A 20883-nucleotide genomic window follows, 5' to 3' on the forward strand; every position below is an offset into this window, starting at 1 on the left:
CCTCGTTTGCGCGCGTGTGAACGTCGCGTGAGCGCCCGTCTCGGTATATGACACACTTTGTAGCATCATCGTGCCACATTTGCGCCCTTTGTGCCTTTCTCGGCTAGACGGCACTTCTTAGAATGCTCTTCGTTGAGATAAGCGGCCTCGCTTTTGCCTGCCTTGCGCCAAGCCCCTGCGCATCAGAGTGCAGGGACTGCGAACAAACTGTTCCAGTCTGGCGCGTATGCCTACCCGGGCGTACGCCGCGGCGGATAATGGCGAGGCGAGGCCCACGCGGACGCGATTGGAGAACCCATGCCCAAGTCTGACATCGAGATTGCGCAGGAGGCCGAGGTCTGGCCCATCGACAAGGTTGCCGCCACCCTTGGCATCACCGACGACGAGCTCATTCCCTACGGCCGCCAGATGGCCAAGGTCGACGTCACCAAGCTGGGCGACCGCCCGCGCCGCGCCAAGCTCGTGCTGGTCACGGCCATCAACCCCACGCCCGCGGGCGAGGGCAAGACCACGACCTCCGTTGGCCTGGCAGACGCTCTGCAGCGTCTTGGCAAGAGGAGCGTCCTGGCCCTGCGCGAGCCGTCGCTGGGTCCCGTGTTTGGCATCAAGGGCGGCGCCGCCGGCGGTGGCTACGCCCAGGTGGTGCCCATGGAGAACATTAACCTGCACTTCACGGGCGACTTCCACGCCATCGGCGCGGCCAACAACCTTCTCGCCGCGATGCTCGACAACCACATCAAGCAGGGTAACGACCTTGGCATCGACCCGCGCCGCATCACCTGGAAGCGCGTCGTCGACATGAACGACCGCCAGCTGCGCAGCATTGTCTGCGGCCTGGGCGGCGTCGCCAACGGCATGCCGCGCGAGGACGGCTTCGACATCACCGTGGCCTCCGAGGTCATGGCATGCTTCTGCCTCGCCACCTCGATCGCAGACCTCAAGGAGCGCCTGGGCCGCATCGTTGTGGGCTATACCTATGACCGCGCGCCCGTCACGGCGCACGACCTGCATGCCGAGGGTGCCATGACGGCCCTGCTCAAGGACGCCATCTCGCCCAACCTCGTGCAGACGCTCGAGCACACGCCGGCCTTCGTCCACGGCGGCCCGTTCGCCAACATCGCCCACGGCTGCAACTCGGTCATGGCAACCGACACGGCCATGAAGCTCGGCGACTACGTCGTCACCGAGGCCGGCTTTGGCGCCGACCTTGGTGCCGAGAAGTTCTGCGACATCAAGTGCCGCATGGCGGGCCTTGCCCCCGACGCCTGCGTCGTGGTGGCCACCGTGCGCGCCCTCAAGCACAATGGCGGCGTGCCCAAGGCGGCGCTCTCCGAGGAGAACCTCGAGGCGCTCGAGGCCGGCATGCCCAACCTGCTGCGTCACGTCCAGAACATGCAGGACGTCTTTGGCTTGCCCGTCGTGGTCGCCATCAACGCGTTTCCCACCGACACGCCCGCCGAACTCGCGCTCGTCGAGAGCAAGTGCCGCGAGCTGGGTGTCAACGTAGCACTCTCCGAGGTCTGGGCCAAGGGCGGCGAGGGCGGCCTCGACCTGGCGCGCGAGGTCGTGCGCCTGTGCGAGCAGCCCCACGAGTTTGCTTGCGCCTACGAGCTGGGCGGCATCCGCGAGACCATCGAGGCCATCGCGAGGCGCGTCTACCACGCCGACGGCGTCGACCTTGCTCCCGCCGCAGCCAAGCAGATTTCCCAGCTCGAGGAGCAGGGCTTCACGAACCTGCCCGTCTGCATGGCCAAGACCCAGTACTCCTTCACCGACGACGCCAAGCGCCTGGGCGCGCCCGAGCACTTCCGCATCACGGTGCGCTCGGTCAAGGTCGCCGCGGGCGCGGGCTTCGTCGTGGCGCTCACGGGCAACATCATGACGATGCCGGGTCTGCCCAGGCACCCCGCCGCCGAGAACATCGACGTGGACGAGAAGGGCCGCATCACCGGCCTCTTCTAGGGCAAGAAATACCAGATAGATTGGGTGGCGTGGCCGCTTGCGCGCGGCCGCGCCATCACGCGTAGGGAGCGTTTGCAAGACATGCAGGACAAGGCAAGATCGATGATGGACGAGAGCTGCCGCACCTTTGCCGAGGCGCTTAGCCAGCGCACGCCCGTGCCGGGCGGCGGAGGGGCGGCCGCCTACGTGGGCGCGCTCGGCGTGGCGCTGTGCTCGATGGTCGCCCGCTACGACGAGGGCAAGCCGGCCTTCGCCGCCAGGCAGGCCGAGCTCGCCCATACGGTGGCCGCCGCCGAGCGCATTCGTGCCGAGCTCACGCGCCTCGTCGATGAGGACGCGGCGGCCTACGAGCTCGTGAGCGCGGCCTATGCCCTCGATCGCGAAGACCCCGCGCGCCCGGAGGCCATCGAGACTGCCCTGCACGAGGCGGCGCTGCCGCCCTACCGCATCATGGTGGCCTGCGCCCGCGCCATCGCCCTGCTCGAGGGCATGGCCCAGGACTGCTCGCGGCTGCTCCTCTCCGACGTGGGCTGCGGCGCCATGCTCTGCCGGGGGGCGCTTGACGCCGCGAACCTCACCGTCTGCGTCAACACCGCCTCGATGCGCGACCGCGAACGTGCCCGCGAGATAGACGAGCAGTGCGTGGCACTGATCGCCGAGTGGGAGCCGCGCGCCCAGGCCATCGCCGACCACGCGATTGGCGTCATGAAGAAGGGATACGGCCATGGCCACACTGCTTAGGGGCGCGCCCGTCACGGCCGCCATCACCCAGGGCGTCGCCGGCCGCGCCGCCGCCCTCGAGGCCCGCGGCATCACGCCGCGGCTCGCGATTATCCGCGTGGGCGAGCGCCCCGACGACCTTGCCTACGAGCGCGGGGTGCTCTCGCGCGCGGGCAAGACGGGCGTGGCCGTCGACCGTATCGTGCTTCCCGAGAGCTGCTCGCAGGCCGAGCTGCTCGACAAGGTCCGTGCGGCGAGCGCCAACGAGGGCATCCACGGCATCCTGCTGTTCCGCCCGCTTCCGGCCCAGCTGAGCGAGGAGGAGGCGGCTGCGGCCATCGCCCCCGAGAAGGACGTCGACTGCCTCACGGACGCCTCGCTTGCCCACGTGCTCACGGGTGCGGGCATGGGTTTTGCCCCCTGCACGGCGGAGGCCGTCGTGCGCCTGCTCGACCACTACGAGGTGCCGCTTACGGGTGCTGACGTCACCGTCGTGGGCCGCTCGCTCGTCATCGGCAGGCCCGTGTCGCTCATGCTGCAGCGCAAGAACGCCACCGTGTGCATGTGCCACACCAAGACGCGCGACCTCGCGGCCCACACCCGCGCGGCAGACGTCGTGGTCGTGGCCTGCGGGCACGCGCGCGCCATTGGCCCCGAGCACCTCGACGCGGGCCAGGTCGTCGTCGACGTGGGGATAAACTGGGACGAGGCGGCCGGCAAGCTCGTGGGCGACGTCGACTTCGACGCGGCCTGCGAGCTCGTGGGCGCCATCACGCCCGTTCCCGGTGGCGTGGGCTCGATCACGACCGCCGTGCTCATGGACCATGTCGTCGCGAGCGCCGAGCGCGCCGCGGCGCGGGAGGGATAGCGATGGGGGAGACCAACGAGATGGCCAACCTGGCGGGCACGACCGGCGAGGTGGGCACGGGCCACGTGGACCGCGCGCGCGTCGAGGCGGCGGTGCGCGAGCTGCTCGCCGCGATTGGCGAGGACCCGAACCGCGAGGGCCTCGTGGGCACGCCCGACCGCGTGGCCCGCGCCTGCGAGGAGCTCTTTGGTGGCATCGGGCAAGACCCGGCGGCCCACCTGCGCAAGCAGTTCCACGAGGAGTCGGGCGGCGGCATCGTCGTGGTGCGCGACATCCCGTTCCACTCGATGTGCGAGCACCACCTGCTGCCGTTCGTGGGCGCGGCGCACGTGGCCTACCTGCCGCGCGAGGGCCGCATCACGGGCCTGTCCAAGATCGCGCGCTGCGTGGCCGGCTTTGCGGCCCGGCCCCAGGTGCAGGAGCGCCTCACCGCCCAGGTGGCAGACGCCATGGTGGCCGAGCTCGAGCCCGAGGGCGTGCTCGTGGTCATGGAGGCCGAGCACACCTGCATGACCATGCGCGGGATCCGCGCGGCCGGCGCCAAGACCACCACGATCGCCACCCGCGGCGCCTTCGACGCCGACGCGTCCCTGCGCGCCGAGGCCCTCTCCCTCCTGGGACAATAGGTGCCTGAGCTGCTGTCCCACTTTGGGACAATGGCCCCGAAGGTTATTGTTTCAACCAACTTTATGCTTGGAGACTATATGCCCGCTACCAGCCACAACGCATGGGTGGCGCCCTTCTCGGCCGCGCCGCTCTCCTACGAGCGCGCCGAGGCCATGGCCCACGACACCGGCTTCTTTGGCAACACCGGCGACCCCCTGCTCGAGACCGTCGTCGAGATGCTCGACGAGCTCGGCCGCCCCGACGCCGCCTTCGACGTGGTGCAGGTCGCCGGCACCAACGGCAAGACGTCGACCTCGCGCTACACCGCCGCGATCCTCGCGGGCCAGGGCCTCGCCTGCGCCCTCTACACCTCGCCCGAGCTCGTCGAGATGCGCGAGCGCATGGAGGTTGCCGGCGCGCCCGTCTCGCGCGAGGCCTTCGCGCACGGCATCGCGCTTGCCGCCACGGCGGGCGAGCGCGTGAGCGCCCGCCGCGCGGCCGTGGGCGAGAGACCCTTCCGCGTGACCGAGTTCGACCTGCTCACGGTGGCCGCCTGCGTGGTCTTCGCCGAGGCGCGCGTCGACGTCGCCGTGCTCGAGGTGGGCCTGGGCGGCCGCTGGGACGCGACGAGCGCCACCCACCCCGCCGCCACCTGCGTCACGGGCATCGGCCTTGACCACTGTCGCATCCTGGGCGGCACCCTCGAGAAGATCGCAGCCGAGAAGGCCGCCGTCATCAAGGCGGGACAGGCCTGCGTGCTGGGTGTGGGCACCTGGTCGCCCTCGACAGTGGAGGACGTGCTGCTGGAGCGTGCCGTCGAGCAGGGCGTCGTGCCCACCCTCCTGCGCCCGAGCGACCCCACGGACGCCCCCGGCGAGGTCGAGCCCGGAAGCGTGCGCGAGCACCCCGAGCTGCCCCATGCAGGCTACGTGGTGACGCGCCGTCCCGAGCGCGTGGGCGACACGCTGGAGCTTGCGGTGACCACGCCGCGCGCCACCTACGAGCACCTCGCGTGCGCAAAGCCCCTCTACCAGGCGGCCAACGTCGCCTGCGCCACCGCGCTCGCCGAGGCCTACCTGGGCCACGCGCTCGACGCGGGCGCCCTGCGCGCGAGCGTTACGGCCTGCCCCACGCCCGGACGCTTCGACGTGCTCCAGGATGCCCCCGTGCACCTCATCGACGCCTCGCACAACCCGCAGTCGGTCGCCGCTCTGCTGGCCTCGCTCGACGCCATCGCCCCAGACGTCTCCACTCGCCCGGCGCTTCTGTGCGCCGTGCTGGCCGACAAGGACGTCGATGGCATCGTGTCGCTGCTGGCGCCCGCCTTCCCGCGCGTGTACGTGACGGCCACGGCAAGCCCCCGTGCCCTGCCTGCCGCCGAGCTCGCCGAGCGCTTCTCGGCCCATGGCGTCGAGGCGTCCGGCACCTACCCAACCGTTGCGGACGCCGCGGCGGCCCTCGCGGACAAGGCTTTCGTCGCCTGCGGCTCGATCACCCTCGCGGGCGAGCTCGCCGGCCTGGCACGCCTCGCGCGCTAGGGGAGCGCGGCCTGTGGTCATGCGGTGGCTTTTGTTGCCGCACGCCTACGAGCTGCTACAATCCTTTGAGTTGACTTTTCGCGGCGGCCGCACGGGCCGCATAACCCTAAGGAGCGCAGGTCCCTTATGTCGAACCTCATCGACCAGATCCTCACGCCTGAGGTGCTCATGGTGCTTTACCTGATGCTTGCCTGCGTCGTGATGCTCTACGTGCTGTCCATCGTCTACGTCATCCGCGACGCCCAGCGCCGCGGCGCCGAGCCCTGGTGGCTGTGGGCCATCATCTCGGTGATTCCCATCGTGGGCCTGCTCGCCTACGTCATCCTGCGCCCGAGCTCCTACCTGGTCGACCGCGAGGAACAGGACCTCGACATCGCTCTGCGCGAGCACCAGCTCTCGCACTACGGCATCTGCCCCAAGTGCGGCACGCCCATCGACAAGGACTTCATTGTGTGCCCCAACTGCAACACGCAGGTCCGCAACGTCTGCCCCACGTGCCACCGCCCGCTCAACGCCGACTGGAAGGTCTGCCCCTACTGCCGCACCCGCATCCAGTAGAGGCCGCAGCCCACGCACAAGCCGCATGCCAGGCCCCGCCGCGCACCCGCGCTGCGGGGCCTTTTCATGCCGAGAAGGGCACGCGACGTCGTGGCCGCGATGCTGTCCCCACGCCCGCGCCCGTCCGGCGGACGCTCGCCTCGGCATGTGAGGCCGTCCCGCCTGCGTCCGCCTGCACCAGCCCGACCGCTCCCCGTAACGTAGCGACCGCGTGGCGAACCACCCTTGCCCCGCACGCGAAATCTCACTTTGTGGTAAACCATTAGCAATCTGCTCGCGTGCGAAGGGTCGCACACATGCCAGAAGGGGCCAACTTGATGCAGCGCAAGCTCGCAGGTGCCATCACAACCCAGACTATCTAGGCGTCTGTCCCTCCACGGGCCGGCAGGTCGCGTGACAGACGCCGCATATTCGCTCGACGTCGCCCAAGGGCGACGTGCGGGCGTTTTTCATGTCTAGTACACTTATCGCGCTCACCAGCAACGGAAGAGGTTTTCCATGAAGATCCTGTACAACGACGGCCATGTCGACGAGTGCCCCGCAGACGAGGTCACCCACGTCGTGCGCCACAGCGCCGCCCATATCCTGGCCCAGGCCATCAAGCGCCTGTACCCCGAGGCCGACTTTGCCTACGGACCCGCCACCGAGAAGGGCTTCTACTACGACGTCGACCTTGGCGACAAGAAGATCGGCGAGGACGACCTGCCTGCCATCGAGGCCGAGATGAAGAAGATCTGCAAGGAGAACCTCAAGTTCTCCGTCTTCGAGCTTCCGCGCGCCGAGGCCATCAAGCTCATGGAGGAGCGCGGCGAGAAGTACAAGGTCGAGCACATCGGCGACCTTGCCGAGGACGCCCGCATCACGTTCTACCAGCAGGGCGACTACATCGACATGTGCGTGGGCCCCCACGTCTGCTACACCAAGGCCGTGAAGGCCTTCAAGCTCACGGCCGTCTCGGGCGCCTACTGGAAGGACGACAAGAACAACAAGATGCTCACGCGCATCAACGGCGTCGCCTTTGCCACCAAGGAGGAGCTCGACGAGCACCTGCGCCTGCTCGAGGAGGCCAAGAAGCGCGACCACCGCAAGATCGGCCGCGAGATGGATCTGTTCATGATGCGCGACGAGGCCCCCGGCTTCCCGTTCTTCCTGCCCAATGGCATGGTCCTCAAGAACGCCCTGCTCGACTACTGGCGCGAGATTCATCACAAGGCCGGCTACGTCGAGATCTCCACGCCGCTCATCATGAACAAGCAGCTGTGGAAGACCTCCGGCCACTGGGACCACTACAAGGACAACATGTACTCCACCGTTATCGACGACGAGGAGTACTGCATCAAGCCCATGAACTGCCCGGGCGGCGTGCTCGTCTACGCCTCCAAGCCGCACAGCTACCGTGAGCTGCCCATCCGCGCCGGCGAGATCGGCCTCGTGCACCGCCACGAGCTGCGCGGCGCCCTCCACGGCCTGTTTCGCGTGCGCTGTTTCAACCAGGACGACGCCCACCTGTTCGTGCGTCCCGACCAGCTCACCGACGAGATCGTGGGCGTCGTGAACCTCATCGACTCCGTGTACCAGAAGTTCGGCTTCAAGTACCATGTCGAGCTCTCCACGCGCCCGGACGACTCCATGGGCTCTGACGAGGACTGGGAGCGCGCGGAGGAGGGCCTCAAGACCGCCCTCAACCAGCTGGGCATGGAGTACGAGGTCAACGAGGGCGACGGCGCCTTCTACGGCCCCAAGATCGACTTCCACCTGGAGGACTCCCTGGGTCGCACCTGGCAGTGCGGCACCGTCCAGCTCGACTTCCAGATGCCCATCAACTTCGACCTCGAGTACACCGACGCCGACGGCTCCAAGAAGCGCCCCATCATGCTTCACCGCGTCTGCTTCGGCTCCATCGAGCGCTTCATCGGCATCCTGATCGAGCACTACGCCGGCAAGTTCCCGACGTGGCTCGCCCCCGTCCAGGTCAAGGTCCTTCCCGTGTCCGAGAAGAGCCGCGCCTACGCCGACGAGGTGGCCGCCAAGCTCGAGGAGGCCGGCATCCGCGCCGTCTGCGACGACCGTGACGAGAAGATTGGCTACAAGATCCGCGAGGCCCGCTCCATCGACCGCGTGCCCTACATGCTCATTCTGGGCGAGAAGGAGGTCGAGGCCGGGAACGTCTCCGTGCGCGACCGCTCCAACGAGACCGTCCAGAAGAGCCTCGACGAGTTCATCTCCGAGGTCTCCGCGGAGATCGCCGAGCGTCGCAGCTAGTCTCGCGTCGTGACTGCCAACGAGAACATCTTTTGGGGGCCTCTCTCGCCGTGCGGCGGGGGAGGCCCCTGCCTGTCCGATCTTCTCGAGATGCAGGTGGGCATGGACGCCTCCGCATGGCGACGCGTCTCGGACAAAGCGCAGGTCGTGGCAAGCTACCTCGCGTGCCATCCGGCCGTTGAGGCCGTGCGCTATCCGGGACTCACGGGCGATGCCAGCTACCACGAGGCCTCGTGCACGCTGCGCGGTGGCTTTGGTCCCCTCGTGGACGTGCTGCTCGCGAGTGGCGCGTGGATGCGCTATGACGCGCGCCGCGCGGCCGGCGACGCCCGCGACGAGGTCTTGCGCCTCGAGCGCGTCCTTGCACGGTGACAAACGGTCCCTTCCCTAACTGTCATATTTCGTCAGTTAGGGAAGGGACCGTTTTGCAGTCTTTGAATTGCCGGCCGGCTCAACAGCGTCAAATAATCCAGCGGTTTGTGGCCGATTTGAGCATTGCGGGTGCTTTGGAATTTGGTTCAGGAAGTAAACCGGGAATTAAAAATGTCTTTAGTGGCGCTGACCGGAATATAAATGCCGCTCGGCGGGTGTCTTCGTGCGAGCCAACCTCTTTTTCGGTAGATAGGAGTTGTGGTTAATTAAAGGACTCGAAATTAGATTGTGAGGTCATTATGAAACGAAGTACTTTCTCGCCCAAAAGGTCGTGTGCCATTTTTTGTGGACTGCTTGCTTCCGCTCTCGCGCTGTTCTCTGTGCCCACTGTTTCGGTTGCAACAACTCTGGATTCGCTATCTTTGACCGCACTTTCTCCTGTTGAAGTACAACGTTCCAAAATTGACGACGTGCTTGATTCATATGGCTACTTTTTCTGCTACCAAACGTCTTCTCATGACATTAAAGTGTTCGAGCCGGTTTATCGCACGCTCACCTATAGAAACGGATACACGAGAAAGTATCCCGATACTCTGCTTTACTCGATCGCACAATATCCCTGTCCAACAGACCCAACGCATAACGGAATGTTGAAGCGGTTTAGCTGCAGTTATGAGACTTACTAGTTTTTGACGATATACAACTTAGGAGGGTGACATGAACGCCAATTTCAATCATCGAGCTATGGGAATGCCAGTTGTAGCTTTGCTTCTTGCATTGATTGCGCTTTTTGCGGCGCTTTCCTTGTCGCCGCAGAAGGCCACTGCTCTTACTTCGTCTTCTTTCGGGGGTCCTTCGCTTGTGCAGTCTTCCGTTGCTGAGAATGATGCCCAGGGAGTCGAGAGAAGGCTCCTGTACGACGACGTCGTAGATACCTATCGGCTCTTTACTGGCATAGCCGGAGGCACTTTTCTTCAGGACTACTATTTCGGAGAAACTACCAAGGGCCTTGCATATCGTCAGTACTATGTCAGAAAGGCCCCAACCCTTCTTGGGACGGTGACCTACGACTTCGGGCAGGTATACATACCCGGTTATGGATCTGGGTCTGGTTATGCAGAGGTATGGCAATACAGCTATGAGGTTCACTAATCGCCGTGCTAGTTCTCTATAGCGAAGGAGTCTAGTACCATGAGAAGGACAGGGACCGTAGCTATTCTGCTTGTCCTTGCGGTGCTATCGGCAGTCATATGGTTGCGGCTGCCCTCTTTGACAGGGCCGGTCTGGGGTTATGCGCTTGTGGAGGCGTATTGCCTTGTCAGTGGCACCCCAAGCACCATCATGGGAATCGATGGGGTGACCTTAGCCGCGATCATCCTGTCTCGCCCGCTTATGTGGCTGTTCATCGGCTACGCGGTTGCCGTGGCCGTTGGTTGCGACCGTCGCGCTATTCTCGTCTCGCTCTTCGTTCTGGCTGGCCTGTCCATTGTCTGCGTCGTCGCACGCCAGACTGCCGGTCCCTTCCTCTTGGGGTTCACCGATGTCTCCTTGACGGGTGGGCCTGCACTCACCTCACTTGGAGGAATCGTCTTCTCCCTACCAGGGCTCACCTGCATTGTTGCCCACTTCATCTTCGAACGGTGACAAAACGACCCCGTCCCCAGCTGTCACGGTGACACTTGGGGACGGGGTCGTTTTGTCACCGCCGTCTGCCGCTCGCGGATGGGCAGATGCTCTCCACAGGGGCGGGCGGTCGAAAATGACCCGCGAGTGGTATCCCTCCATACCGCTCGGCAGGTTTATGACCAGCGACTGGTTTTAACCTGTGGCTTACGCCTGTATGCAATTTCGCTTTTTGCCGCGTGGCGCCTATACAGCGCTAAATTGCCGCCATGATTCACGTCGTATGCAATACATAACAAGCATTATGCATTCCATACCTGCGTTGCCCATAAAACGCTGGTCAACCAGGCATCCCAACTGCCCCCATAAATGACCACAAGCCGCTATTCAACCGCAGGTAGATGGCAACCGCTCGCCCCTTTGCACACCCATTGACCCCATTCGTTAGGTATCATGGGAGCTGTTCGGAGCCTTTTGCTTTTATGCATGTCCAAAGGCCACTGGTCAACTTCTCCCAACGGGGGAGCTGACCATCCGTCAGACGGGGAGGCACCCCCTCCCACGAAGCAATCTGGAGGTAGCTATGGCAAAGGCGGAGAAGGCCATCGACAGTCTCGATGCCCTCACCTCTCGCATCGCACAGATGCGCAAGGCCCAGGCGGAGTTCGCCACGTTCTCCCAGGAGCAGGTTGACAAGATCTTCCACGCGGCGGCCATCGCGGCCAACAAGGCCCGCATCCCGCTTGCCAAGATGGCGGTCGAGGAGACCGGCATGGGCATCGTGGAGGACAAGGTCATCAAGAACCACTACGCCGCCGAGTACATCTACAACAAGTACAAGGACATGAAGACCTGCGGCGTCATCGAAGACGACCCCTCGTTTGGCTACAAGCGCATCGCCGAGCCCATCGGCATCGTCGCCGCGGTCATCCCCACGACCAACCCCACCTCCACGGCCATCTTCAAGACCCTCATCTGCCTGAAGACCCGCAACGCCATCATTATCAGCCCGCACCCCCGTGCCAAGGCCTGCACCATCGAGGCCGCCCGCATCGTGCGCGACGCCGCGGTGGCCGCCGGCGCCCCCGAGGGCATCATCGACTGGATTGCCCAGCCGTCGCTCGAGCTCACCAACGAGCTCATGCGCTCGGCCGACATCATCCTGGCCACCGGCGGCCCGGGCATGGTCCAGGCCGCCTACTCCTCGGGCAAGCCCGCCCTGGGCGTTGGTCCCGGCAACACGCCCGCGATCATCGACTCCACCGCAGACGTCAAGCTCGCGGTCAACTCGATCATCCACTCCAAGACCTTCGACAACGGCATGATCTGCGCCTCCGAGCAGTCCGTGACCGTCCTCGCAGACATCTACGACGAGGTCAAGGCCGAGTTCAAGGCTCGCGGCTGCTACTTCCTCAAGGGCGCCGAGCTCGACAAGGTCCGCAAGACCGTCATCATCAACGGCTCGGTCAACGCCAAGATCGTGGGTCAGAGCGCCCACACCATCGCCCAGATGGCCGGCGTCGAGGTGCCCGAGAAGACCAAGATCCTCATCGGCGAGGTCACGAGCGTCGAGCCGTCCGAGGAGATGGCCCACGAGAAGCTGAGCCCGGTCCTGGGCATGTACAAGGCCCAGACCTTCGACGAGGCCATCGCCAAGGCCGAGCGTCTCGTCGCCGACGGCGGCTACGGCCACACCTCGTCTCTCTTCATCTCCACCACCGAGAAGGAGAAGATGGCCAAGCACGCGGCCGCCATGAAGACCTGCCGCATCCTCGTCAACACCCCCAGCTCGCAGGGTGGCATCGGCGACCTGTACAACTTCAAGACCGCCCCGTCCCTCACGCTGGGCTGCGGCTCCTGGGGCGGCAACTCCGTCTCCGAGAACGTGGGCCCCAAGCACCTGCTCAACATCAAGACGGTCGCAGAGAGGCGTGAGAACATGCTGTGGTTCCGTGCTCCCGAGAAGGTCTACTTCAAGCGTGGCTGCCAGCCGGTCGCCCTCGACGAGCTTGGCCGCGTCATGCACAAGAAGCGCGCGTTCATCGTCACCGACCAGTTCCTCTTCAAGAACGGCTTCATCAAGCCCATCGAGCAGAAGCTCGACGAGCTGGGCATCGAGCACGCCTGCTTCTGGGACGTCGCCCCTGACCCCACGCTGCAGTGCGCGCGCAAGGGCGCCGAGATCCTCACGAGCTTCGAGCCCGACGTGATCATCGCCTTCGGCGGCGGCTCGGCTATGGACGCCGGCAAGATCATGTGGGTCCTCTACGAGCACCCCGAGGCCAACTTCGAGGACATGGCCATGGACTTCATGGACATCCGCAAGAGGGTCTACACCTACCCTGAGATGGGCTCCAAGGCCTACTTCGTGGCCATCCCCACCTCCTCGGGCACGGGCTCGGAGTGCACGCCCTTCTCCGTCATCACCGACGCCGAGACCGGCATCAAGTGGCCGCTCGCCGACTACGCGCTGCTGCCCAACATGGCCATCGTCGACGCCAACAACATGGACACCCAGCCCAAGGGCCTCACCAGCGCCTCCGGCGTCGACGTCCTCACGCACGCCCTCGAGGCCTACGTCTCGGTCATGGCGAGCGACTGGAGCGACTCCATGTCCCTGCGTGCCATGAAGCTGGTCTTTGAGTACCTGCCCCGCGCCTACGACAACGGCGCCGCCGACCCCGAGGCCCGCGAGCGCATGGCCAACGCCTCGTGCCTGGCCGGCATGGCCTTCGCCAACGCCTTCCTGGGCCTCAACCACTCGATGGCCCACAAGCTCGGCGCCTACCACCACATCCCGCACGGCCTTGCCAACGCCGTCATCCTCACCCGCGTCATGCGCTATAACGCGGCCGACGTTCCCACCAAGATGGGCACGTTCCCGCAGTACGCCTACCCGCACGCGAAGGCCCGCTACGCCGAGGCCGCCCGCTACTGCGGCGTCACCGGCAAGAACGATGACGAGGTGTTCGAGAACTTCGTCAAGAAGATCAACGAGCTGTGCGACCACGTGGGCGTCAAGCACACCATCGCCGAGTACGGCGTCACCGAGGAGGACTTCCTCGCCACGCTCGACGAGATGACCGAGAACGCGTTCAATGACCAGTGCACGCCGGCCAACCCGCGCTACCCGCTCATGAGCGAGATCAAGGAGCTCTACCTCGATGCCTACTACGGCCGTGAGCCCAAGAGCTACGAGGACTAGGTTCGCTGTTACCCGCCAGGGCATAGGCCCGCGCTGGTACACATAGGGGAGGGGCAGCCCGCCAGGGGGCTGGAGGGCTGCCCACCTTACCCGCTCACACCCAAGCCTAAAGGAGGGCTTAGCATGGAGCTTCCTCAGAACAAGACGGAGATCGTCCGTCGTGGCAACAAGGTCGTCTACGACTCGGGCGACCGCATCTTCAAGGTCTTCAACGCCTCCAAGGCCGAGAGCGACGTCTTCAACGAGGCGCTCAACCTCGCGCGCATCCAGGAGACGGGCATCCGCGTACCCAAGATTGTCGAGGTCTCGCACTGCGACGAGGGCTGGGCGCTCGTGACCGAGAAGGTCCAGGGCACCACGCTCGCCGAGCGCATGAAGGCCGACAAGAAGAACATCGACGAGTACCTCGAGCAGTTCGTGCGCCTGCAGCTCGAGGTCAACGGCCACACCGCGCCGCTGCTCAACCGTCAGCGCGACAAGTACGCCCGCATGATTAACGGCCTCACCGAGATCGATGCCACGACCCGCTACGAGCTGCTCATTCGCCTCGACGGCATGAAGGTCGAGAACCACGTCTGCCACGGCGACTTTAACCCGAGCAACGTCATCGTGGGCGACGACGGCCTGCTGTACGTCTGCGACTGGGCCCACGCCACGCAGGGCGCGCCCGCCGCTGACGCCGCGATGACCTACCTGCTGTTCGCGCTCGAGGACCTGGGTCTGGCCGACAAGTACCTCATGCTCTTCTGCAAGATGGCTGACATGCCGATGCAGGTCGTCCGCCGCTGGACGAGCATCGTCGCCGCCAGCGAGCTCGCCCGCCACCGCGACGCCAAGGAGGAGGAGTTCCTTCGCAGCTGGATCGACGTGGCCGAGTACCAGTAGGCCGTGCCTGCACGTGAATCCGCCCAGGGCCCGGACGCCTCGTATGGCGCCTGGGCCCTTTTGCGTGTGGGGACAGGAGTGGGGACAGAGGGACGTGTCTTTTGTCCCCATCCAGCGAGGACATAAGACACGTCCCTCTGTCCCCGCGGGCCGATGGCGCGGCTCGGGTTTCGCGCAGCCGTGCTACACTCATCGAACGGATGTTTCAAGGAGGTCGCCGTCGTGAAGGTCCTGCTCGTTCCCAACTACTCGCGCTCCGACGCCATTCAGGCCGCAGCCACCATCGAGGTGTGGCTCGCGCACGAGGGCGCCGAGGTCGTCTGGGCGCACGACAAGCGCCGCGAGCCCAACCGCGTCGTCGACTCCGAGGGGGTCGACCTGGTGGTGTCGCTCGGCGGCGACGGAACGTTGCTGCGCGCCGCCGGCATCGTGGGCTACCGCGAGATTCCCATCCTCGGCCTCTCCTTTGGCCACCTCGGCTTTCTCACCGGCGCCGGATCCGAGAACGTGGTCGAGTCGGTCTCACGCGCGCTCGCGGGCGAGATGCACCAGAGCCGCCGCGCCACGCTCGACGTCTGCATAACGTTCGACTGTGGTGGCGACCTCATGCGCGAGACTCACCATTTCGCCCTAAACGAGCTCGCCCTCACGCGTGGCGCCCTGGGCGACATGATTGAGTTCGACGTGCAGGTCTCGGGCAACCGCATCGACCGCCTGCGCGGCGACGGCTTCGTCGTCTCGACCGCCACGGGCTCCACGGGTTATGCCCTCTCGAGCGGCGGCCCCATCGTGACGCCCGAGTTCAACGGCATGGTCTGCGTGCCCATCGCCCCGCACACGATCCTCGCCCGCGCCTTCCTCACGAGCTCGAGCGACGTCGTGGAACTCACGCTCTCCGACGAGCGCCCGGCCGAGAGCAGCGTCTTCGTCGACGGTCAGCTCATGCGCGCGCCCGAGGGCGGCCGCGTCGTGGCCTGCTCGGTGAGGCGCGGCCCTGGCGACGTGATCCTGCTCGACTCCGACGCCGACGGCTTCTACGAGGCCGTGTCACGCGTGTTCTACGGCCAGATGCGCAAGAAGCAGTAGGGGAGCTCAGATGATTGACGAGCTGCACGTAGCGGGCGTGGCGCTCATCCGCGACGCCACGATCAACCCCGCGCCCGGCCTCACGGTGCTCACGGGCGAGACGGGCGCCGGCAAGACCGCCCTGCTGAGCGCCCTCAAGCTGCTCGTGGGCGAGCGCGCCGACGCCAGTTCCGTGCGCGAGGGAGACGACCACCTGCTCGTCGAGGGCCGCGTCTTCTTGGGTGCGGACGACGTCGACGGCCACGTGGTCCAGCGCCGCGTCGAGGCGGCCGGCCGCGGGCGGGTGCGCATCGACGGGCGCATGGCGAGCGTGGCCGAGCTGTCGCGACTCGTGGGCGCCACGGTCGACCTGTGCGGCCAGCACGAGCACCAGCGCCTGCTCTCCACCGCCACCCATGCCGAGATGCTCGACGCCTGGGCAGGTGCCGATGCCACCCGGGCGCTCAACGCCTACCGCGAGGCGTTCCAGGCCGCCGATGACGCGAAGGCCGAGCTCGAGCGCGTGCGCGAGCTGGCCCGTGCGGGAGACGAGTGCCTCGAGCAGGCGAGCTTCGAGCTGCGCCGCATTGAGGAGGTCAACCCGCAGCCGGGCGAGCTCGAGCAGCTCGAGGAGGACCTGCCGCGCGCCGAGCACGCCGAGACCCTGCTGCGCGCCGCCGAGGCCGCCCGCGAGGCGGTGGCCGGCGACGGTGCCGCCATGGACGCCCTCTCGGGCGCGGTGGCCGAGCTGCGCGCCGCCGCGCGCTACGACGACACCCTGTCCCAGCTCGCGGACTCGCTCGAGAGCGCCCTCATCAACGTCGAGGACTGCGCGGGCCAGCTGCGTAGTTATCGCGACTCGGTGGAGCTCGACCCCGAGGAGCTCGAGCAGATGCAGGCGCGCATGGCCTCGCTGCAGGGTCTGCTGCGCACGTTTGGCCCCGGCATGGCAGACGTCTTCGCCCGCCGCGACCGGGCCCGCGAGCTCGTGGAGGCCGCGAGCGACTCGGGTGCGCGCGAGCGTGCCGCCGAGAAGGCCCTGCGGGCCGCCGAGGCCGCGCTCGCGAGCGCGGCGGACGCCCTCGATTCCGTGCGCTCGACGGCCGCCCCGCGCTTTGTCGCCGAGGTCACGGCCCAGATGGCCCGTCTCGAGATGGGCGGCGCCGAGCTCACGGTGGCGCTCGAGCGCATGCCACGCGAGCAGTGGGGCAAGCTTGGCCCCAGCCACGTCGAGCTCATGTACCGTCCCGGCGCTGGCCTCACGGCGCGCCCGCTGCGCCGCATCGCGAGCGGTGGCGAGGTGAGCCGCGTGATGCTCGCCTGCAAGGTGGTGCTCGGCCAGGCCGATGGCGTCGACACGCTCGTGTTTGACGAGGTCGACGCCGGCGTGGGCGGCTCGACGGCGCGCTCGCTTGCCGCCGTGCTCGTCGACCTCGCCAAGACCCACCAGGTCATCGTCGTGACGCACCTCGCGCAGGTGGCCGTCATGGGCCAGTGCCACTACCTGGTGTCGAAGGCCGCGGGCGCCGACGGCCGTCCCGAGACGTCACTCACCCTCATCGAGGGCGAGGACCGCGTGGCCGAGATTGCCCGCATGCTGTCGGGCGACACGTCAAAGATCTCGCTCGAGCACGCCCGCGAGCTTCTCACCCAGGCATAGGGGCGCCGACTCGGTTGACTGGTCGGATGGGCTGTCAGTCGCGCACGTTTGCTCGGACGCGCCATCGGTTTTGCATGTCTATCTGAGAGGCCCATCGGTTTGGCACGTCCAGGGCCTCCCAGACGTGCCAAACCGATGGGCCGTTGCAGGCAACATGCAAAACCGATGGCGCGACGGGCCCGATGAGCGGCGCCCCGTCGTGGCTAGAGCTCGAGGAGGCGCCGGCTCGTGGCGGCAAGCCTCTCGGCAACGTCCTCGTTGCGCAGCTCGCAGACGGTGGCGAGCGTGTCGCGCAGGCGGCCCACGAGCCGCCCGGGCCCCCACTCGGCGGCGTGCGCGCCCTCGCCGGGCAGGTCGGTCTCGAGCAGCAGCTGGCTGGCCGGGACCTGTCTCACGTAGGCGCGGCCGCGGCGCGTCTCGAGTCCAAAGGCGTTGACCGAGAAGAGGCAGCCCATCCGCCGCGCCCACGCGAGCTCGTCGCCCGACCCCGAGAACCAGTGGAGGATGACGTCGTTGTTGGCGAGCGTGCGGTGACGCTCGAGCAGGTCGAGCACCGCCGTGGCAGACGCCACGGCATGCACCGTGAGCACGTGCCCACCGCCCTCGCAGGCGCCCAGGATCTTGTCGAGGGCGTCTGCCTGCAGCGTCGCCTGTCCGTCTCGCCCATGGGCAAAGTCGAGGCCAACCTCGCCCACGTAGCGGCAGGCGCCTGCGAACTCGGCCGCGCGTGCCGCGTCCGCCTCGCTGGCCCGTCCGTCGCACAGCCACCACGGGTGCAGGCCCACGCCCACGCGCACGTTCGTCGCCCCTGCCAGCGCCGCGCGCGCACCCTCGAACTCGTCGGGCGTCACCGTGGCGCAGAAGCCACCCGCGCCCGCCTGCCCCATGAGGGCGGCGCCGGCGGCTGCGTCGTCCCAAAACGCCAGGTGGCAGTGCATGTCAAAGACGTCGAGCGCCATGGCGGGGCCTACCGTTCGCCAGTGGTGGCGCCAGTGGTAGCACGAGCGACGTCGCCGGCGAGCGCGCTATCCGCACTGCTCGTCTCGGCAGCATCGGTGTCCGCGGAGCTGCTGCCCGCCCCGTCTGCGCCCGGCTCCCAGCGCCAGGGCTCGTAGCCGATGAGCGCACGGATCACGCGGCCGGCCACCATCTGGCCCATGATCGGCGGCATGTAGCTCGCCGTTCCCAGGTTCGAGATGCCGTCGTGGGAGCTGCCGGCAACGGCCGCCGGGCGCACGGGAGGCTCGGGCGAGTAGAGCACCTCGAGGTGGCGCACACCGCGCTTCGCGCACTCCTTGCGCACAGTGCGCGCCATGCGGCAGCCGTGCGTCTTGGTGATGTCTGCGAGCTCGAAGCGCTCGGGGTTGAGCTTGTTGGCGGCGCCCATGCTCGAGACCTCGGGGATGCGCGCGTCCCAGCAGAGCTTCGCGAGCGCGAGCTTCTGGGTGATCGTGTCGATCGCGTCGACCACGTAGTCGAGCTGCCCGCGCCCCACGACGTGGCCCTGCTCGTCCACCTCGGCGCCGGCCCAGGCGAGCACCTCGGGGAGGTTGCCGGCGCTCACGTACTGCTGACGGATGCTCACCCGGCACGCTGGGTTGATCTGGTGGACCATCTCGCGCATGACCTTGGCCTTGACGCGGCCCACGGTGCCCTCGAAGGCCAGCGCCTGGCGGTTGAGGTTGCTCTTCTCGACCACGTCGCGGTCGACGAGGAACAGCTCGCCGGTGGCCGCGCGGGCCAGCGCCTCGACGCAGCTCGAGCCCACGCCGCCCAGCCCTATCACGAGGACGCGCGAGCCCTGGATGCGCGCGAGGCCCTCCTCGCCAAAGATGGGGCGCAGGCGCGTGGTGATGTCGTCGGCGGGCGTGCTGGCGCAGGTCGCGCTCCCCAGGGCGTCTTGGGTCGTCTCGCTCACGTGGGGCCTCCAGTCAGGTAAAGTCTATATGTTGCACTTATGATAGCCGCGCGCGACGGGGGAGTGCGCCCCGCGGTCGCCTCGGCGCTTTTGGGGAGGCCACATGCGACAGGGTTTTGACAACGACAAGTACATCGAGCTGCAGGCCGAGCACATCCGCGAGCGCGTGGGCCAGTTTGGCGGCAAGCTCTACCTCGAGTTTGGCGGCAAGCTGTTCGACGACTACCACGCGAGCCGCGTCCTGCCTGGCTTTGAGCCCGACGTCAAGTTCCGCATGCTCAAGAGCCTCGCCGACGACGTCGAGGTCATCATCGCCATCAACGCCAACCACATCGAGAAGAACAAGGCCCGCGGCGATTTGGGCATCACCTACGACGAGGACGTCCTGCGCCTCGTCGACCTGTTCCGCGGCAACGGCATGGCGGTGGCCGCCGTGGTCATCACCCAGTACGCCGGTCAGGCTGCGGCCGACGCCTTCCGCCACCGCCTCGAGGGCCTGGGCATCTCCTGCAAGCTGCACTATCCCATCGAGGGCTACCCCCACAACGTCGACCTCATCGTCTCCGACGAGGGCTATGGCAAGAACGACTACGTCGAGACCACGCGCCCGCTCGTCGTCGTGACGGCGCCCGGCCCGGGCTCCGGCAAGCTCGCCACGTGCCTGTCGCAGATCTACCACGAGCACAAGCGCGGCGTCGAGGCCGGCTACGCCAAGTTCGAGACCTTCCCCGTCTGGAACCTGCCGCTCACGCACCCCGTAAACATCGCCTACGAGGCCGCCACCGCAGACCTCGACGACGCCAACATCATCGACCCGTTCCACCTCGAGGCCTATGGCAAGACCACGGTCAACTACAACCGCGACGTCGAGGCCTTCCCCGTGGTGCGCGCCCTGATGGACAAGATCTTGGGCGAGAGCCCCTACCAGAGTCCCACCGACATGGGCGTCAACATGGTGGGCTTTGCCATCAGCGACGACGAGGCCTGCCGCGACGCCTCCAAGATGGAGATCGTGCGCCGCTACTTCTCGGCCCTCGAGACGGTTAAGCGCACGGGCACCGGCTCCGAGCAGGTCGAGCGCCTCGAGATCATCATGAAGAAGGCGGGCGTCGACAAGAACTACTCGCCGGCCCGCTCCGCCGCCCTCACGCGCGAGCAGGTCACGGGCGCGCCCGCCGGTGCCATGGTCATGCCCGACGGCTCGGTCGTCACGGGCAAGACGTCGACGCGCCTGGGCTGCGCGAGCTCGCTGCTCATGAATGCGCTCAAGTCCGTCGCGGGCGTCGACCTGGACGTCGAGGTCATCTCCGATGACGCGATCGAGCCCATCAGCCGCCTCAAGACGCGCGCGCTGGGCAGCAAGAACCCGCGCCTGCACACCGACGAGACGCTCATGGCGCTCTCGATCACCTCGGCGACCGACGAGACGGCCGCGCGTGTGCTCGACGGCCTCTCGCAGCTGCGCGGCTGCGACGCGTTCTTCTCGGTGATCATCAGCACCACCGACGAGCAGCTGCTTCGCCGCTTGGGCATCAACGTTTGCTGCGAGCCCAAGTACGAGCGCAGCGGCTACTTCCACAAGTAGGCGAGTGCGCGGCGCCAGACTGCTGCAACGCCTCAAGCAAGGTAGACGCGGGGCGG

The 20883-nt window shown here is 66.6% G+C and carries 17 protein-coding genes; 15 read left to right on the plus strand and 2 right to left on the minus strand.

All coding sequences use genetic code 11. The annotated features are described in order from the left end of the window. The first annotated feature begins 297 nt into the window (after positions 1-297). The 14 genes from Q3866_RS04855 to recN all read left to right on the plus strand — a co-directional run bounded on the left by Q3866_RS04855 (position 298) and on the right by recN (position 17324). A complete protein-coding gene (locus Q3866_RS04855) occupies positions 298-1962 on the plus strand; it encodes a formate--tetrahydrofolate ligase (protein WP_301830040.1) in 1665 nt (554 codons plus the stop codon). An 81-nt stretch (positions 1963-2043) separates the two neighbouring features. Beyond that, positions 2044-2703, plus strand: coding sequence for a cyclodeaminase/cyclohydrolase family protein (locus tag Q3866_RS04860; RefSeq protein ID WP_293674237.1), 660 nt, complete (start codon positions 2044-2046; stop codon positions 2701-2703). Then, positions 2687-3550: a bifunctional 5,10-methylenetetrahydrofolate dehydrogenase/5,10-methenyltetrahydrofolate cyclohydrolase gene (locus Q3866_RS04865; protein ID WP_301830042.1), complete on the plus strand. Its 864-nt coding sequence runs from the start codon at positions 2687-2689 to the stop codon at positions 3548-3550. Before Q3866_RS04860 ends, Q3866_RS04865 begins: the two co-directional genes overlap by 17 nt. A gap of 20 nt (positions 3551-3570) precedes the next feature. After that, positions 3571-4176, plus strand: coding sequence for a GTP cyclohydrolase I FolE (gene folE, locus Q3866_RS04870; RefSeq protein WP_301830078.1), 606 nt, complete (start codon positions 3571-3573; stop codon positions 4174-4176). Between the two features lie 78 nt (positions 4177-4254). Next, entirely contained in the window at positions 4255-5694 is a 1440-nt protein-coding gene (locus Q3866_RS04875; protein ID WP_301830044.1) for a folylpolyglutamate synthase/dihydrofolate synthase family protein, read from the plus strand. Between the two features lie 126 nt (positions 5695-5820). Continuing rightward, complete coding sequence (locus Q3866_RS04880; protein ID WP_293674311.1) at positions 5821-6252, plus strand: zinc ribbon domain-containing protein; 432 nt, start codon at positions 5821-5823, stop codon at positions 6250-6252. 498 nt (positions 6253-6750) lie between these two features. Next, positions 6751-8514, plus strand: coding sequence for a threonine--tRNA ligase (thrS, locus tag Q3866_RS04885; protein WP_301830047.1), 1764 nt, complete (start codon positions 6751-6753; stop codon positions 8512-8514). Positions 8515-8523: 9 nt separating this feature from the next. After that, entirely contained in the window at positions 8524-8886 is a 363-nt protein-coding gene (locus Q3866_RS04890) for a PLP-dependent transferase (protein WP_301830049.1), read from the plus strand. Between the two features lie 717 nt (positions 8887-9603). Further along, on the plus strand, positions 9604-10038 hold the full coding sequence (locus tag Q3866_RS04895; protein ID WP_301830050.1) for a hypothetical protein: 435 nt from the start codon (positions 9604-9606) through the stop codon (positions 10036-10038). A gap of 39 nt (positions 10039-10077) precedes the next feature. Next, positions 10078-10530, plus strand: a complete 453-nt coding sequence (locus Q3866_RS04900) for a hypothetical protein (RefSeq protein WP_301830052.1) — start codon at positions 10078-10080, stop codon at positions 10528-10530. A gap of 562 nt (positions 10531-11092) precedes the next feature. Next, complete coding sequence (gene adhE / locus Q3866_RS04905; RefSeq protein ID WP_301830054.1) at positions 11093-13714, plus strand: bifunctional acetaldehyde-CoA/alcohol dehydrogenase; 2622 nt, start codon at positions 11093-11095, stop codon at positions 13712-13714. A gap of 123 nt (positions 13715-13837) precedes the next feature. Further along, positions 13838-14599 (plus strand): phosphotransferase family protein, encoded by a 762-nt coding sequence (locus Q3866_RS04910; RefSeq protein ID WP_293674150.1) that lies wholly within the window; start codon positions 13838-13840, stop codon positions 14597-14599. A gap of 222 nt (positions 14600-14821) precedes the next feature. Then, positions 14822-15685 (plus strand): NAD(+)/NADH kinase, encoded by an 864-nt coding sequence (locus Q3866_RS04915; RefSeq protein ID WP_293825636.1) that lies wholly within the window; start codon positions 14822-14824, stop codon positions 15683-15685. Between the two features lie 10 nt (positions 15686-15695). Beyond that, positions 15696-17324 (plus strand): DNA repair protein RecN, encoded by a 1629-nt coding sequence (gene recN, locus Q3866_RS04920; protein WP_301830057.1) that lies wholly within the window; start codon positions 15696-15698, stop codon positions 17322-17324. A gap of 203 nt (positions 17325-17527) precedes the next feature. Here recN and Q3866_RS04925 read toward each other — a convergent pair whose 3' ends face one another. Both Q3866_RS04925 and Q3866_RS04930 read right to left on the minus strand, forming a co-directional pair. Beyond that, complete coding sequence (locus Q3866_RS04925) at positions 17528-18283, minus strand: TatD family hydrolase (RefSeq protein WP_301830059.1); 756 nt, start codon at positions 18281-18283, stop codon at positions 17528-17530. Positions 18284-18291: 8 nt separating this feature from the next. Continuing rightward, positions 18292-19242, minus strand: coding sequence for a tRNA threonylcarbamoyladenosine dehydratase (locus Q3866_RS04930; RefSeq protein ID WP_301830061.1), 951 nt, complete (start codon positions 19240-19242; stop codon positions 18292-18294). A gap of 103 nt (positions 19243-19345) precedes the next feature. Here Q3866_RS04930 and Q3866_RS04935 point away from each other — a divergent pair, with 103 nt between their 5' ends. Beyond that, complete coding sequence (locus Q3866_RS04935; RefSeq protein ID WP_301830064.1) at positions 19346-20827, plus strand: DUF1846 domain-containing protein; 1482 nt, start codon at positions 19346-19348, stop codon at positions 20825-20827. Positions 20828-20883: the final 56 nt, after the last annotated feature.

The sequence above is a fragment of the uncultured Parolsenella sp. genome (assembly GCF_958346945.1).
In the GTDB taxonomy this organism is placed as follows: domain Bacteria; phylum Actinomycetota; class Coriobacteriia; order Coriobacteriales; family Atopobiaceae; genus Parolsenella.